At 70.4% G+C, this 16,511-nt stretch carries 12 protein-coding genes; 10 read left to right on the plus strand and 2 right to left on the minus strand.

Going from position 1 to position 16,511, the window contains the following annotated elements; translation table 11 throughout:
• The first annotated feature begins 15 nt into the window (after nucleotides 1–15).
• From POF73_RS06265 to POF73_RS06310, 10 genes are all read left to right on the plus strand, one after another.
• Entirely contained in the window at nucleotides 16–1,014 is a 999-nt protein-coding gene (locus POF73_RS06265) for a sugar phosphate isomerase/epimerase family protein (RefSeq protein ID WP_272113467.1), read from the plus strand.
• An 84-nt stretch (nucleotides 1,015–1,098) separates the two neighbouring features.
• Nucleotides 1,099–3,615: a PQQ-dependent sugar dehydrogenase gene (locus POF73_RS06270; RefSeq protein WP_272113468.1), complete on the plus strand. Its 2,517-nt coding sequence runs from the start codon at nucleotides 1,099–1,101 to the stop codon at nucleotides 3,613–3,615.
• A gap of 15 nt (nucleotides 3,616–3,630) precedes the next feature.
• Complete coding sequence (locus POF73_RS06275) at nucleotides 3,631–5,046, plus strand: ThuA domain-containing protein (protein WP_272113469.1); 1,416 nt, start codon at nucleotides 3,631–3,633, stop codon at nucleotides 5,044–5,046.
• Between the two features lie 126 nt (nucleotides 5,047–5,172).
• Complete coding sequence (locus tag POF73_RS06280; protein WP_272113485.1) at nucleotides 5,173–6,342, plus strand: inositol-3-phosphate synthase; 1,170 nt, start codon at nucleotides 5,173–5,175, stop codon at nucleotides 6,340–6,342.
• Between the two features lie 402 nt (nucleotides 6,343–6,744).
• Nucleotides 6,745–7,785: a sugar phosphate isomerase/epimerase family protein gene (locus tag POF73_RS06285; protein ID WP_272113470.1), complete on the plus strand. Its 1,041-nt coding sequence runs from the start codon at nucleotides 6,745–6,747 to the stop codon at nucleotides 7,783–7,785.
• A gap of 80 nt (nucleotides 7,786–7,865) precedes the next feature.
• Nucleotides 7,866–8,789: an EboA domain-containing protein gene (locus POF73_RS06290; RefSeq protein ID WP_443049437.1), complete on the plus strand. Its 924-nt coding sequence runs from the start codon at nucleotides 7,866–7,868 to the stop codon at nucleotides 8,787–8,789.
• Nucleotides 8,789–9,712, plus strand: coding sequence for a TatD family hydrolase (locus POF73_RS06295; RefSeq protein WP_272113471.1), 924 nt, complete (start codon nucleotides 8,789–8,791; stop codon nucleotides 9,710–9,712). Before POF73_RS06290 ends, POF73_RS06295 begins: the two co-directional genes overlap by 1 nt.
• A 3-nt stretch (nucleotides 9,713–9,715) precedes the next feature.
• Entirely contained in the window at nucleotides 9,716–10,885 is a 1,170-nt protein-coding gene (gene eboE / locus POF73_RS06300) for a metabolite traffic protein EboE (RefSeq protein WP_272113472.1), read from the plus strand.
• The gene (locus POF73_RS06305) at nucleotides 10,882–12,327 is read left to right on the plus strand and encodes a nucleotide pyrophosphatase/phosphodiesterase family protein (protein WP_272113473.1); all 1,446 of its coding nucleotides are present in this window, start codon (nucleotides 10,882–10,884) and stop codon (nucleotides 12,325–12,327) included. Before eboE ends, POF73_RS06305 begins: the two co-directional genes overlap by 4 nt.
• Nucleotides 12,328–12,441: 114 nt before the next feature.
• On the plus strand, nucleotides 12,442–13,530 hold the full coding sequence (locus POF73_RS06310) for a sugar phosphate isomerase/epimerase family protein (protein WP_272113474.1): 1,089 nt from the start codon (nucleotides 12,442–12,444) through the stop codon (nucleotides 13,528–13,530).
• 77 nt (nucleotides 13,531–13,607) lie between these two features.
• On the opposite strand, the gene POF73_RS06315 is transcribed toward POF73_RS06310, so the two are convergent.
• Nucleotides 13,608–14,996 (minus strand): OFA family MFS transporter, encoded by a 1,389-nt coding sequence (locus POF73_RS06315; protein WP_272113475.1) that lies wholly within the window; start codon nucleotides 14,994–14,996, stop codon nucleotides 13,608–13,610.
• Nucleotide 14,997: 1 nt separating this feature from the next.
• Entirely contained in the window at nucleotides 14,998–16,386 is a 1,389-nt protein-coding gene (locus POF73_RS06320) for an OFA family MFS transporter (protein WP_272113476.1), read from the minus strand.
• Nucleotides 16,387–16,511: the final 125 nt, after the last annotated feature.

Genomic DNA, 16,511 nt, shown 5'->3' on the forward strand with positions numbered 1-16,511 from the left:
GGAGGCTGACGCGCAATGCCGCGTACGTTCACGCTGTTCACCGGCCAGTGGGCCGACCTCCCGCTGGAGGAGGTCTGCCGGCTCGCCCGCGACTTCGGCTACGACGGGCTGGAACTCGCCTGCTGGGGCGACCACTTCGAGGTCGACAAGGCCCTCGCCGACCCGTCGTACATCGACTCCCGCAAGGCCCTGCTCGACAAGTACGGCCTCAAGTGCTGGGCCATCTCCAACCACCTGGTCGGCCAGGCCGTCTGCGACGCCATCATCGACGAACGCCACCAGGCCATCCTGCCGGGCGAGGTGTGGGCCGACGGTGACCCGGAGGGGGTGCGCAGGCGGGCCGCGGACCGTATGAAGGACACCGCGCGCGCCGCGGCCGCCTTCGGTGTCGACACCGTGATCGGCTTCACCGGCTCGGCCATCTGGCACCTCGTCGCCATGTTCCCGCCCGCGCCCGAGTCGATGATCGAGCGCGGTTACGAGGACTTCGCGACCCGCTGGAACCCCATCCTGGACGTCTTCGACGAGGAGGGCGTGCGGTTCGCGCACGAGGTCCATCCCAGCGAGATCGCCTACGACTACTGGACGACCTGGCGAGCCCTGGAGGCCGTCGGGGGCCGCCCCGCCTTCGGCCTGAACTTCGACCCCTCCCACTTCGTGTGGCAGGACCTCGACCCGGTCGGCTTCCTCTGGGACTTCCGCGACCGCATCTACCACGTCGACTGCAAGGAGGCCCGCAAACGCCTCGACGGCCGCAACGGCCGCCTCGGCTCCCATCTGCCGTGGGGCGACCCCCGACGCGGCTGGGACTTCGTATCGGCCGGACACGGGGACGTCCCCTGGGAGGACGTCTTCCGGATGCTGCGCTCCATCGACTACCAGGGCCCGATCTCCGTGGAGTGGGAGGACGCCGGGATGGACCGGCTCCAGGGCGCCCCCGAGGCGCTGCAGCGCCTGAAGGCGTACGACTTCGAGCCGCCGTCGGCCTCGTTCGACGCGGCGTTCGGCAACTGAACCCCCTCGCACGTCTCCGGGGTGACGGCGCACCCCGGCGCAAGAACGACCGCATGTACACCCGGCCCCATTCTGGAGGCACTCGTGCACGCGAACCACCGCACCACCAGCACCGACAGAAACGAGACCCACAGACGACGCCCGTCCCTCCGCAAGACGGTGGCGCTGCTGAGCGGCGTCCTGCTGGCGGGCGCCACCCTCACCCTCACCGCACCCCAGGCCGGCGCAGCCGTCGCCGGCCGGGAAGCCGCCGCGGCTGCCGCCCCGGCCGCGGCCGACGACTTCCAGCAGGTCACCCTCGCCAAGGGCGAACCGGAGGTCGGCGAGCCCATGTCGCTCGCCGTCCTCCCGGACCGCTCGGTCCTGCACACCTCCCGCGACGGCGAACTGCGCCTCACGGACGCGGCGGGCAACACCCGGCTCGCGGGCAAACTCGCCGTGTACACACATGACGAGGAGGGGTTGCAGGGCGTCGGTGTCGACCCCGGATTCGCCGAGAACCGCTTCATCTACCTCTACTACGCACCCCCGCTCGACACCCCGGCCGGTGACGCCCCCGAGACCGGGACGGCGGCCGACTTCGCTCCCTTCGACGGCGTCAACCGCCTCTCCCGCTTCGTCCTGAAGACCGACGGCACGCTCGACACGGCCAGCGAGACGAAGATCCTCGACATCCGCGCCTCCCGCGGCCTGTGCTGCCATGTCGGCGGTGACATCGACTTCGACGCGGCGGGCAACCTGTACCTCTCCACGGGCGACGACACCAATCCGTTCCAGTCGGACGGCTTCACCCCGATCGACGAGCGCTCGAACCGCAACCCGGCCTTCGACGCCCAGCGTTCCGCCGGCAACACCAACGACCTGCGCGGCAAGATCCTGCGCATCAAGGTGAACGCCGACGGCTCCTACTCGATCCCCGACGGCAACCTCTTCGCCCCCGGCACGGACAAGACCCGGCCCGAGATCTACGCCATGGGCTTCCGCAACCCGTTCCGCTTCAGCGTCGACAAGAAGACGGGCATCCTCTACGTCGGCGACTACGGCCCCGACGCCGGCACCGCCGACCCGGCACGCGGCCCGGCCGGCCAGGTCGAGTTCGCCCGCGTCACCGGCCCCGGCAACTTCGGCTGGCCGTACTGCACGGGCGACAACGACGCCTACGTCGACTACGACTTCGCCACCGGCCAGTCCGGCGCGTCCTTCGACTGCGCCGCGCCGAAGAACACCTCGCCGCACAACACCGGCCTGACCGACCTTCCCCCGGCCCAGGCCGCCTGGATCCCCTACGACGGCGGCTCCGTGCCCGAGTTCGGCACCGGCTCCGAATCCCCGATGGGCGGCCCGGTCTACCACTACGACGCCTCGCTCGACTCGCCGGTGAAGTTCCCCGAGGCCTACGACGGGAACTTCTTCGCCGGGGAGTTCGGCCGCCGCTGGATCAAGCGGATCGTCAGCGACGGCTCCGGGGCCGTGCAGTCGATCAACGACATCCCGTGGACCGGCACCCAGATCATGGACATGGCCTTCGGCCCGGACGGCGCGCTGTACGTCCTCGACTACGGCACCGCGTGGTTCGGCGGCGACGAGCACTCGGCCCTGTACCGGATCGAGAACGCCACCGACGGCCACTCGCCGGTCGCGCAGGCCGCGGCGAGCAAGACCTCGGGCAGGGCCCCGCTGCGGGTCCAGTTCTCCTCGGAGGGCACGACCGACCAGGACGGCGACGCGTTGACGTACAGCTGGGACTTCGGCGACGGCGGCAAGTCGACGGCGGCCGACCCGACGTACCGCTACAAGAAGAACGGCACCTACACCGCGACCCTCACCGCCAAGGACGCCTCGGGCCGCACCGGCAGCGCCAGCACGCAGATCGTGGTCGGCAACACCGCGCCCAAGGTGACGCTGGAACTCCCCCAGGACGGGCGGCTGTTCAGCTTCGGAGACGCCATCCCGTTCAAGGTGAAGGTCACCGACCCCGAGGACCGGACCATCGACTGCGCCAAGGTCAAGGTCAGCTTCATCCTCGGTCACGACAGCCACGGCCACCCGCTGACCTCGGCCAACGGCTGCACCGGCACCCTCCAGACCAGCGCCGACGGCGGCCACGACGAGGACGCCAACATCTTCGGTGTGATCGACGCCGAGTACACCGACGGCGGAGGCGGCGGCCAGGCCCCGCTCACCACGCACGACCAGAACGTCGCGCAGCCCAGGCACCGCCAGGCCGAGCACTTCGGCAACGGCTCCGGCGTCTCCGTCATCACCAAGGACACCGCGCACGGCGGCCGGACGGTCGGCGACATCGACAACGGCGACTGGATCTCCTTCACGCCGTACGCCCTGAGCAACGCCAAGAAGATCACCGCCCGGATCTCCTCCGGCGGCGCGGGCGGCACGCTCGAAGTCCGTGCGGGATCCTCGACGGGCACCCTGCTCGGCAAGGCGACCGTGCCGGTGACCGGCGGCTGGGAGACCTTCCAGGACGTCACCGCCGACCTGTCCCGTGCGCCCAGCGGCACGACCACGCTCTACCTGGTCTTCAAGGGGAGCGGCACGGGCGCCCTGTTCGACGTGGACGACTTCACCTTCACCACGGGCTGAGAGGAGGCACGAAGGATGCGACACATACGCCCAACCCGACGACTGGCCACGGCAGCCGTGGGAGCGGCCGTACTCCTCGGCTGCGTCTCGGGACCGGCCGCGTCCCAGTCCTCGCGGGACCCGCGACCCGGGGCCGAGGCCAAGCGGGTGCTGGTCTTCTCCAAGACGGCCGGCTTCCGCCACGACTCGATCCCCGACGGCGTCGCCGCGGTGAAACAGCTCGGCGAGACGGGCGGATTCACGGTCGACGCGACGGAGGACGCCACCGCGTTCACCGCCGCCAACCTGCGCCGCTACGCCGCGGTCGTGTTCCTGTCCACGACCGGAGACGTCCTCGACGCCACCCAGCAGAACGCGTTCGAGGGCTACATCCGCCAGGGCGGCGCATATGTCGGCGTCCACGCGGCGGCCGACACCGAGTACGACTGGGAGTTCTACGGCGGCGTCGCCGGTGCCTACTTCCAGTCGCACCCGGCGATCCAGCCCGCGACCGTCGACGTCGAGGACCACGCCCACCCGGCGACCTCGGGTCTGGCGCAGACCTGGAACCGCACCGACGAGTGGTACAACTACCGCTCGAATCCTCGGGATCGGGTCCATGTCCTGGCGTCCCTCGACGAGTCCTCGTACGCCGGCGGCACCATGAACGGCGATCACCCGATCGCCTGGTGCCAGAACTACCAGGGCGGCCGCGCCTTCTACACCGGGGGCGGCCACACCAAGGAGTCCTACGCCGAGCCCGCCTTCCGTCAGCACCTGCTCGGCGGAATCCGCTGGGCCATCGGCGACGCCCAGGCCGACTGCCGCCCGGAGAACGGCTACCGCCGGCTCTTCGACGGCACCCGGGCATCCCTGGACGCCTGGCGACAGGCCGGCCCCGGCTCCTTCACCCTGTCCGACGACGGTACCCTCACGACGACCGGCGGCATGGGCATGCTCTGGTACGCCGGGTCGGGCTTCGGGTCGTACTCCCTGAAGCTCGACTGGAGGATGGCCGGCGACGACAACTCCGGTGTGTTCGTGGGCTTCCCGCCCTCGGACGACCCGTGGTCGGCCGTCAACAACGGGTACGAGATCCAGATCGACGCGACCGACGCCGCCGACCGCACCACCGGCGCGGTGTACGGCTTCAAGTCCGCCGATCTGAAGAAGCGCGACCGTGTGCTGAACCCGCCGGGGCAGTGGAACACGTACGAGATCCGCGTGGAGGGCGAACGCCTCCGCGTCTATCTCAACGGTGTGAAGATCAACGACTTCACCAACACCGACCCGGCCCGGAGCCTCACCGACGGACACCTCGGCATCCAGAACCACGGAGCCGACGACGAGGTGTCCTTCCGGGACATCCGGATCAAGGAACTGCCCGCGAAGACCGACGAGTCCGCCAACTCCGCCACATCCGCCGGACTCATGGCTTCGCAGGGCGACTGAGCGACGGCGGGCGGGGGACGCCGGACCTCCGCCCGCCGTCTTGGCCCCACCGGGCCCTCGCCAGGGGCCCGGCCCCGGGGCATTCCATACGACGCGTTCGACAAGGAGGCCGCCATGTCCGCGCGCATGTCCATTTCCCCGTCCGAACCGCGCGTCGGCGTCTGGCTGATCGGGGCGCGCGGTTCCGTCGCCACGACCGTCGTCGCCGGGTGCGCCGCCGTCACCGCGGGCCTGCACCCGCCGACGGGCCTGGTCACCGAGACGCCGATGTTCGCGGACAGCGGTCTGCCCGCCCTGTCGTCCCTGGTCTTCGGCGGCCACGACACGGTGGACTGCCCCCTGCCCAAACGCGCGGAGGCCCTGGCAGCAGGCGGCGTTCTGCCCCCGGGACTGACCACCGCGGTCCGCTCCGAACTCGCCGCCGCGGACAGGGAGATCAGGCCCGGCGGCCCCCTCCCCGGTGACACACGAGACGACGACGAACTGATCACGGCCTTCGCGTCCGACATCCGGGACTTCATACGACGGTGTGCGCTCGCCCGGGCGGTCGTGGTGAACGTCGCCTCCACCGAGCCCACGCCCACCGACACCGCCCTGCCCCCGAGCTCGCTGTACGCGGCGGCGGCCCTGCGTGCGGGCTGCCCCTACGTGAACTTCACCCCGTCGACCGGCCTGGACCACCCCGCGCTGGCCGCCCTGCGATCGTCGACCGGCCTGCCCTTCGCGGGCCGCGACGGCAAGACGGGCCAGACACTGCTCCGCTCGGTCCTGGGCCCGATGTTCACCGGGCGTGCCCTGACGGTCCGCGCCTGGTCCGGCACGAACCTCCTCGGCGGCGGCGACGGCGCCTCCCTGGCCGACCCGGCCGCCGCGGCCGCGAAGAACGCCGGCAAGGACCGGGTACTCGCGGACACCCTCGCCACACCCCCCGAGGGCGAGGTCCACATCGACGACGTCCCGGCACTCGGCGACTGGAAGACCGCCTGGGACCACATCGCCTTCGACGGCTTCCTCGGCACGCGCATGATCCTCCAGACCATCTGGCAGGGCTGCGATTCGTCCCTGGCGGCACCACTGATCCTCGACCTGGCCCGACTGACCGCCCGATCCCATGAAGCGGGCCTCTCCGGCCCACTCGCCGAACTGGGCTTCTACTTCAAGGACCCGGTGGGGGAGGGGCCGGCAGCACTGGGCGAGCAGTACGCGGCACTCAGGGGATTCGCCGAGCGCCTGACGGCCCGCGAAGGGCATACATGTCCTGCGCAGGACACGGGTTCCGACAGGGACCGTCCGTGAACCGGCGCCCGAGGCCTCGGACACCGTCGTCCGCCAGCGGTGGTGGGGTGTGTACCGGTGGGGTGTGTTCCGGTCGGTTGCGTTTGGCTGGGTGGAGCTGCTTCGGGTGTCCGGGCTGTTCGGCGTCCTTGGAGTTTCGCGTGCTGTTGTCCGCCAGCGGTGCTGGGGTGTGTTCCGGTCGGCTGCGCTGGCTCGGGTGGAACTGCTTCGGGTGTCCGGGCTGTTCGGCGTCCTCGGAGCCTCGCGTGCTGTCGCCCGCCCACGGGGCTGGCGTGTGTCCCGGTCGACTGGGCTCTCCCGGGGCGAACTGCTGTGCCCGCTCGCGCTGTTCACCATCCCGGGCGACGCCATGGGCGGGCGCAGCGGCCTCTGCCACCGCCACGGAAGGAAGGTGAGCGTCGGATGAGCCACGCGACGTCCGCCCGAGCACGGTCCGTCGATGCGCCGGAGGGCGGCGCCGACCTCCACGGCAGCCACACCCACGGCACCGGCGCCGAGCACGCCACCGCCGTCTCCCCGACTCCGGCGGTCACCCCGCTCCGCCTCGGCTACGGCACCAACGGTCTCGCCGACCTCCGCCTCGACGACGCCCTGGCCCTGCTCGCCGACCTCGGCTACGACGGCGTCGGCCTGACGCTCGATCACATGCACCTCGACCCCCTCGCCCCTGGCCTCGCCGCCCGCACCCGTCGCCTCGCGGCCCGGCTGGACACGCTCGGTCTGGACGTCACCGTGGAGACGGGCGCCCGCTACGTACTCGACCCGCGCCGCAAGCACGGCCCCTCTCTTCTCGACCCCGCCCCCGACGACCGCGCCCGCCGCATCGACCTGCTGATCCGCGCCGTCCAGGTCGCCGCCGACCTCGGCGCGCACGCCGTCCACTGCTTCAGCGGCATCACTCCGCCGGGAACGGACCCCGACACGGCCTGGCACCGACTGGCCGACGCGCTCACTCCCGTCCTGAACGCCGCCACCACGGCCGGCGTCCCGCTCGCCGTCGAACCCGAACCGGGCCACCTCCTCTCCACCCTCGCCGACTTCCACCGCCTCCACCGCACCCTCGGCGAACCCCAACACCTCGGCCTGACCCTCGACATCGGCCACTGCCAATGCCTCGAACCCCTCTCTCCCGCCGACTGCGTACGCGCCGCCGCCCCCTGGCTGCGTCACGTCCAGATCGAGGACATGCGCCGCGGCATCCATGAACACCTCCCCTTAGGCGACGGCGAGATCGACTTCCCACCCGTCCTCGCCGCCCTCACCGCCACCGGCTACCAGGGCCTGACCGTCGTCGAACTGCCCCGCCACTCCCACGCGGGCCCCCACTTCGCCGAACTCTCCCTCCCGTTCCTCCGCCGAGCCGAGGCCACGGCCACCCGATCCCCCGCACTCGACCCGTCTCCTGGCGATCCCTCCGCCACCCCCGAAGGGAGCACCTCATGACCCACCCCCGCACCAGCCCGGCAACCCCGGGCGCGGGCCCCGACGGCCAACCGTTCACCGCGGCCCCGACGGACCGTGAAGTGCGCCCCGGCGAAGCTCTCCCAGGTGCAGGGCGTCACGCGGGCTCCGAGAGCTGGGCCGGTACGGAGGCTCGGACGAGCGTTCAGGGCCGGTCGGGTGCCGACGGCTGGGCGAGTGCCGACGGCCGGGCGGATGCCCAAGGCCGGGCGGATGCCCAAGGCCCGACCAGCCAGCGGCGCCCGACCAGCCAGCGGCGCCAGCGCCTTGCGGGGGCGAGCGCCGAGAGTCGGTCGGACGGTGAGGGCACGACCCGGCCTCTCACCCCGCCCACGGAGCTGCGCGGGCACCTCGACGCCCGCCTCAGTGGCGCCGCCCGCGCCTGGCTCCACCAGGCACTCGACGAGGCCGCCGCCAACCCCGGCACCCACGGGCCCATCTCCGTCTGGGAGCTGCGCATCGCCGAGGCCGGACGCCGCTGTGGCCCCGAGCACGCCGACTCCGCCCGCGTCCTCATCCTGCACGCGGCCCGCGCCGACACCGACGCCCTCACCCGGGTCTACTTCCAGGGCACCGCCGCCGAACGCCGAGCAGTCCTGCACGCACTGCCCCACCTGGTGCCCGACCGGGAGGCCCTCCCGCTCGTCGAGGACGCCCTGCGCACCAACGACACCCGGCTCCTCGCCGCCGCCGTCGGCCCCTACGCCGCCCGGCACCTCGACCCCCACCAGTGGCGGCACGCCGTCCTGAAGTGCCTGTTCACCGGTGTGCCCGTCGACACGGTGGCCGACCTGGAGCACCGCGCCCACCGCGACACCGAACTCGCCCGCATGCTCGGCGACTACGCCGCCGAACGCACCGCCGCGGGCCGCCCCGTACCCGAAGACCTGTACCGCGTCCTGACCCTGACCGACCCCACGGCCACCCCACCCGCGCCCGCCGCCCAGCACGGCGGCACCCGCGGAACCGACGGCAAGGAGTCCTGATGCGCCTCTTCGACCCCCACATCCACATGACGTCACGCACCACCGACGACTACGAGGCCATGTATGCCGCCGGCGTCCGCGCCGTCGTCGAGCCCTCCTTCTGGCTCGGCCAGCCCCGCACCTCACCCGCCTCCTTCCTCGACTACTTCGACTCCCTCCTCGGCTGGGAGCCCTTCCGCGCCGCCCAGTACGGCATCGCCCACCACTGCACGCTCGCCCTCAACCCCAAGGAGGCGAACGACCCGCGCTGTGTCCCCGTCCTCGACGAACTGCCCCGGTATCTGGTCAAGGACCAGGTCGTCGCCGTCGGCGAGATCGGCTACGACTCGATGACGCCTGCCGAGGACACCGCCCTGGCCACCCAGCTCCAGCTCGCCGCCGACCACGAGCTGCCCGCCCTCGTACACACCCCGCACCGCGACAAGCTGGCCGGCCTGCGCCGCACCCTCGATGTCGTCCGCGAGTCCGCACTGCCCCCGGACCGCGTCCTGGTCGACCACCTCAACGAGACGACGGTCAAGGAGGCCAAGGACAGCGGCTGCTGGCTCGGCTTCTCCGTCTATCCCGACACCAAGATGGACGAGGAGCGGATGGTCGCGATCCTCCGCGCGTACGGGCCCGAGCAGGTGCTGGTGAACTCGGCCGCCGACTGGGGCAAGAGCGACCCCCTGAAGACCCGCAAGGTCGCCGACCTGATGCTGGCCGAGGGGTTCGGCGAGGACGACGTGGACCGGGTGCTGTGGCGCAACCCCGTCGCCTTCTACGGGCTCAGCGGTCGCCTCACCCTCGACGTGGCCACCCCGCAGGCGACCCACGAGGGCAACTCCATCCTCCGTGGCGCTCCGAAGGAGCCCGGCGAGGAGCCGGTCGGTGCACCGAGCGAGCGGGACGACCCGGCCGCCGCCCCGGCCCCGGGGGCGTGAGCCATGCGCTTCCGCCACCCCGACGGCTCCACCGTCCACCTTGCCTACTGCACCAACGTCCACCCGGCCGAGACCCTCGACGGTGTCCGCGCCCAACTCCGGGACCACTGCGAGCCCGTCCGCCGACGGCTCGGCCGTGACCGCCTCGGCATCGGCCTGTGGCTCGCCAAGGACGCCGCCCGCACTCTCGTCTCCGACCCGTCCGCCCTGCGCGGCCTGCGCACCGAGCTCGATCGGCGCGGCCTTGAGGTCGTCACCCTCAATGGCTTCCCCTATGAGGGATTCGGCGCCGAAGAGGTCAAGTACCGCGTCTACAAGCCGGACTGGGCCGACCCCGAACGACTCGACCACACCACCTCCCTCGCCCGCGTCCTCGCCGGCCTCCTCCCCGACGACGTCACCCACGGCAGCATCTCCACCCTGCCCCTCGCCTGGCGCACCGCCTACGACGACGGCCGTCCAGAGACCGCCCGCACCGCCCTGCTCACCCTCGCCGAACGCCTGGACGCCCTGGAGGAGTTGACCGGGCGCGACATCCGCGTCGGCCTCGAACCCGAACCCGGCTGCACCGTCGAGACCACGGCCGACGCCATCGCACCCCTCGCCGCCGTCGGCCACGACCGTATCGGCATCTGCGTCGACACCTGTCACCTCGCCACCTCCTTCGAAGATCCGCACATCGCCCTGGATGCGCTCACCGAAGCCCGCATCCCAGTCGTCAAGTCCCAGCTCTCAGCCGCCCTGCACGCCGAACACCCCCATCTCCCCGATGTCCGCGAGGCCCTCGCCGCCTTCGACGAACCCCGCTTCCTGCACCAGACCCGCACCGCCACCGCCGCCGGCCTGCGCGGCACCGACGACCTCGGTGAGGCCCTGAAGGGCGACGCCCTGCCCGACGCCTCTGCGTGGCGCGCCCACTTCCATGTCCCGCTCCACGCGGCCCCCGCCGCGCCCCTCACCGCCACGCTCCCCGTCCTCAAAGCCGCCCTGAGCCGCCTCGTCGGCGGCCCGCAGCCACTCACCCGCCACCTCGAAGTCGAGACGTACACCTGGCAGGCGCTCCCCCTCGAACTGCGACCCCGCTTCCGCAGCCAGCTCGTCGACGGCATCGCCGCCGAACTCACCCTCGCCCGCGACCTGTTGACGGACCTCGGCCTGAAGGAGCTGCCATGACCGAGCAACCGCACCCGGCAGTACCGGCCACGCGCTCAGCGCCCGGACCCGACGCCACCGCGGTGCCCCGCCCCACCCCGCTCCTCGTCCTCGACGTCGTCGGCCTCACCCCCCGTCTCCTCGACCACATGCCTCACCTCAAGAGACTCGCCCAGTCCGGGTCACGCGCACCGCTCGGCACCGTCCTGCCCGCCGTCACCTGCGCCGCCCAGTCCACCTTCCTCACCGGCACTCACCCGTCGGAGCACGGCATCGTCGGCAACGGCTGGTACTTCCGTGAGCTCGGCGACGTACTCCTGTGGCGCCAGCACAACGGACTGGTCGCCGGCGACAAACTCTGGGACGCCGCCCGCCGCGCCCACCCCGGCTACACCGTCGCCAATATCTGTTGGTGGTACGCCATGGGCGCCGACACCGACATCACCGTCACCCCTCGCCCGATCTACTACTCCGACGGCCGCAAGGAACCCGACTGCTACACCCGGCCGCCCGCCCTGCACGACGAACTGACCGAGAAATTCGGCACCTTCCCGCTCTTCCACTTCTGGGGCCCCGGCGCGGACCTCGTTTCCAGCCGCTGGATCATCGACGCGACCCGCCACATCATCCGCACCCAGCACCCCGATCTGACGCTCTGCTACCTCCCTCATCTCGACTACGACCTGCAACGCTTCGGCCCCGACGACCCGCGCTCACTGAAAGCGGCCGCCGACCTGGACTCGGCCATGGCTCCGCTCCTGGACGACGCCCGGGCGGAGGGGCGTACGGTCGTGGCGCTCTCCGAGTACGGCATCACCCGAGCGGACCGGCCCGTCGACATCAACCGGGCCCTGCGCCGCGCAGGACTGCTCGAAGTGCACACACAGGACGGCATGGAGTACCTCGACCCGATGACGTCACGTGCCTTCGCGGTCGCCGATCATCAGATCGCCCACGTCTACGTACGCCGAGCGGAAGACCTCGACGCGACACGGGCGGCCCTCGACGCCCTGTCCGGCATCGAGCAACTCCTCGACGACGAAGGCAAGAAGGCCCATCACCTCGACCATCCGCGCTCCGGCGAACTTGTCGCCGTCGCGGAGCCGCACGCCTGGTTCACGTACTACTACTGGCTCGATGACGCCCACGCGCCCGACTTCGCGCGACTCGTCGAGATCCATCGCAAACCCGGCTACGACCCGGTCGAACTCTTCATGGATCCCCTCGACCCGTACGTCAAGGCCAAGGCAGCGACCGCGCTCGCCCGCAAGAAACTCGGCATGCGTTACCGCATGGCGGTCGTGCCTCTGGATCCGTCACCTATTCGCGGCAGCCACGGCCGCCTTCCCGCGAGCGACGACGAAGGTCCGCTCCTCATCTGCTCCACCCCCCGCGCTGTCGGCGACCGCGTAGCGGCCACCGATGTGAAGTCACTCCTGCTCCAACTCGCCGGTCTCGGCTGAGAGGTCACGGCCGGCAGCACCAGCTCACCGGTCTCGTCGACCCGTCTCTTCCGACTGGTCACAAGTGAAGCACTCACCACTGACAACGGCCTTCGATCACAGGGAGTTCCAGGTATGAGCCGCTTTTCCCAGACGGATCCCGAACTCACCCACCGCCTCACCAGACGAGGCATGCTCGGCGTCGCGGCGGGCACCACGGCCGCCGCCCTGCTGGGCGCCGCCACAGCCCCGGCGACCGCGGCTGCGGGGACCGCCGCCCCCGGCGCGTCCGCACTCGGCACCGCGTCCGCCACCGGCACGGCTTCCGGCGCCGGCGGCCGCGGCCGTCCCGTCCTCCCGCCCGGCCGCCTCGGCATCCAGCTCTACAGCCTGCGCGACAAGGTCTCCACGCTCGGATTCGCGCCCGTCTTCGCCGAGTTGGAGAAGTACGGCTACGACGAGGTCGAGTTCGCCGGGTACACCCAGGGCTCGGCCGGCCCGATCACCCTCGCCCAGCTCAAGCGGCTGGCCAGGAACCACGGACTGAACCCGATCGGCAGCCACGTCGGCTACTACTCCGACGACCCGAACGCCTACACCTTCGCCCAGAACCTCACCAAGGTCCTCGACGACGCCCAGGCTCTCGGCCTGAAGCACATAGGCACCGCCTCCGGACCGTTCCGCTACGGCTCCACCGTCGATGCCTGGAAGCGCGCCGCCGAGGAGTTCAACACCTACGGTGCTGCGGCGAAGGCGCGCGGCATGAAGTTCTACCAGCACAACCACTCCGAGGAGTTCTCCTTCGCCACCGACAACCCCAAGGTCCGCCTCTACGACGTGCTGCTCGCCGAGACCGACCCCGACCTCGTCTTCCTGGAGATGGACATCTTCTGGGCGTACTCGGGCCAGTTCCGCTTCTCGAAGCGGCCCGACGGCTCACCCGCCCCCTTCGAGCCGCTGGACTATGTGCTGAACCAGCCCCACCGCTACCCGCTCTTCCACGTCAAGGACGGGGTGAGCGACCCGGCCAACCAGTACGGCTACCGCATGGTCGACGTCGGCGACGGCGACATCGACTACAAGCGGTTCATCTCTGCCGTGACCAAACTGCGTGGGCAGAGATTCGCCCACCACTGGCAGGCGGAGCACGACAACCCGACCGAGTCCTTGACCTTCGCACGGCGTTCGAGTGAGCACCTGCACTCGTTGCGGGAGAAGTGCTGACGGTCGTACCGACATGAGGAGGCCCTCCCCGAGACGGGGAGGGCCTCCTCATAGGCGCGACAGGCAGTCGCGGCAGTTCAACCCGCTGGATGCGGCGTGGCCGTCCGTCCTGGCCGACGCAGCAGCAACGCGATCGCCGCCGCCACGATCGACACGCCACCGGCCAGCGCGTAGGCGCCGTCATAACCCCAGGCGGCGACCACCATGGAGCCCAGGCCGCCGCCGAACAGGCCGCTGATCAGCTTGCCGCTGTAGACGAGGCCGTAGTTGGTGGCGTTGTAGTTCTCCCCGAAGTAGTCCGGGGTGAGCGCCGCGAACAGAGGGTAGAAGGCGCCGCCGCCGAAGCCGGAGAGGAACGCGAAGAACAGGAACAGCCACTCGCTCCTGAGATCGCCGGCCCAGATCACGCCGAACTGGGCGAGACCCAGCACGACGATCACGAACACCAGCGTCGGCTTGCGGCCCCACTGGTCCGACAGCCAGCCGACGACACCGCGGCCGATGCCGTTGATGACCGCCATCACGCCCATCGACGATGCGGCGACCAGCGGTCCGAAGCCCACCTCCTTGGCGTAGTCGACCTGGAAGGAGATGCCGAAGATCGACACCCCGGCGGTCAGTACCACGGACAGCCACATCAGTGGCAGCATGCCCGTCCTGATGGCCTCCCGCGGCGTGTACTGCTTCACCGCCGGAGGGTTCTTGGCCAGGCTCGCCGCGCTCTTCCGGCTGCCCGCGTAGGACAGCGGATCGATGTCCGCGGGCCACCAGTTCTTTGGCGGGTCCTTGAAGAAGAACGCGCATCCGAGGACGACGATCATGACGTAGCAGCCGATGAGGTCCAGCACCCGGTGGTAGTTCGCGGTGTCGAACCCGTAGTTGAAGATGAAGATGAACGGCAGCGATCCGTACGCGAACCCCCCGTTGACGAAACCGGTCCGGGCGCCGCGCCGCTCGGGGAACCACTTGCCGACCATGTTGATGCAGGTCGCGTAGATCAGGCCGGCGCCGATACCGCCGATGACGCCGAATCCGAGGATCGCGAGCCACACGTTGCTCAGGTGCGACAGGGCGAGGAATCCCAGCAGACACATGCCGGAGCCGATGTACATCGCCGTACGGGCCGTCAGGATGCCCTTCTCGCGCAGCCAGCCCGCCGGGAAGGCGATGCCGGCCTGGAAGAACACCCAGACGCTGAGGATCCAGAAGGTGTTGCTCTGCGTCCAGCCGTGCGCGTGGGACAGGGTGTCCTCCGCGGAGCCGTACGCGTACTCGAAGACGCTGATGGCCATCATGGCGAGCCATGGGAGGTACACCATGATCTTGCGGGAGTGGCCGAGGATGTCCCGGTCGGTCTCGCCGACGCGGTAGACGCGCCCGCGCGCGTCGGTCACCTCGCGGTAGGGACGGTGTGCGGCGTCGGATCGGGCGGACGAGCTGTTTGCTGCGTACGGATCTGCCGTCATGTCAGGCCATGTCCTCGCCGAGAGGTTGGGGGTTGGGAGCGATACGGCGCGGTTCGTTGTCGCGTCCCGGTGGGCTGAGGAACAGCGCCACGCAGCCGGCGAAGAGCGAGATCGAGCCGGCCAGGATGAAGGCACCGGAGTGACCCCAGGCGCTGACGACCACGGCACCCATACCGGCGCCCAGGCCGGAGACGAGCTTGGCGCTGTAGACCATGCCGTAGTTGGACGCGTTGTTGTTCTCGCCGAAGTAGTCGGCGGTCAGGGCCGCGAACATCGGGAAGATGGCGCCACCACCGAAACCGGAGATCGCGGAGAAGATCAGGAACAGCGTCAGGTTCTTGCTCTCGGCCGACCAGAGGATGCCGTACTGGGCGAGACCCAGGACGAGGCAGACGAAGAGCAGGCACCGCTTACGGCCGTAGAGGTCGGAGAGCCAGCCGATCACGCCGCGGCCGGTGCCGTTGACGACCGCCTTCAGGGACATGGCCGTGGCCACGATCCCGCCGGCGAACCCGGCCTCCTCGCCGATGTCCACCTGGAAGGCGATGCCGAAGATGTTCACGCCGGACGTGCACGCAAGGCAGAACCACATCAGGGCCACCCGGCCGGTCTTCCACGCCTCCTTGGGGGAGTACTGGCGGACCGCCGGCGGGTTCATCCGCATCGAGCGGGCCGCGCGCGGGTCGCTCGGCGGGTTGAGCGGGTCGATCGCGGCGGGCCACCAGTTCTTCGGCGGGTCCTGGAAGAAGTAGCCCGAGAACGCGACGATCCCGGCCAGGAACACACCCACCGAGACCAGGACCCAGCGGAAGTTGGTCAGGTCCATGTAGCCGTTGAAGATGAAGACGAAGGGCACCGAGCCGTAGGCGAAACCGCCGTTGACGAAGCCCGTCTTGCCGCCCTTGCGCTCCGGATACCACTTGCCGACCATGTTGACGCAGGTGGCGTACACCATGCCCGCGCCCATGCCGCTGAACATGCTGAAGCCGATGTAGGCGAAGACGACATGCGGCGCGAAGGCCAGCGACAGATAGCCGAGCAGCGTGCCCGTGGCGCCGCACATCATCGCCCAGCGGGCCGGCAGTTTTCCGCTCTCACGCAGCTTGCCCGCGGGAAAGGCCACCGCGGCCTGGAAGAAGACCCACACGGTCATCATCCAGAAGATGTGCATGCTGTTCCATTGGTGCGCCGTGTGCAGGGTGTCCTCGGCGGACGCGAACGCGTACTCGGCGGAGGAGATGCCCATCATGCCGATCCAGGGCAGGATCACCATCCACTTGCGTTTGCGCCCCATGATGTCGATGTCGGACTCACCGACGCGATAGACGCGTCCGTTCTTGTCGGTCACCTCCCGATAGGCGGCGACCCGTGGAACGTCGGTTGTGGCCACGTTAGTTGCACCCCTTGCGTCGAAAGTTCTGGCCAGCGCCCCCTGTCCAATGCCTTTCGTGTGCGCACGGGTCCCGGGGGGGGGGGGGGGGGGGGGGGGGGGGGGGGGGCGGGGGGGGGGGGGGG

This window comes from Streptomyces sp. HD (assembly GCF_028369295.1).
Lineage (GTDB): Bacteria > Actinomycetota > Actinomycetes > Streptomycetales > Streptomycetaceae > Streptomyces.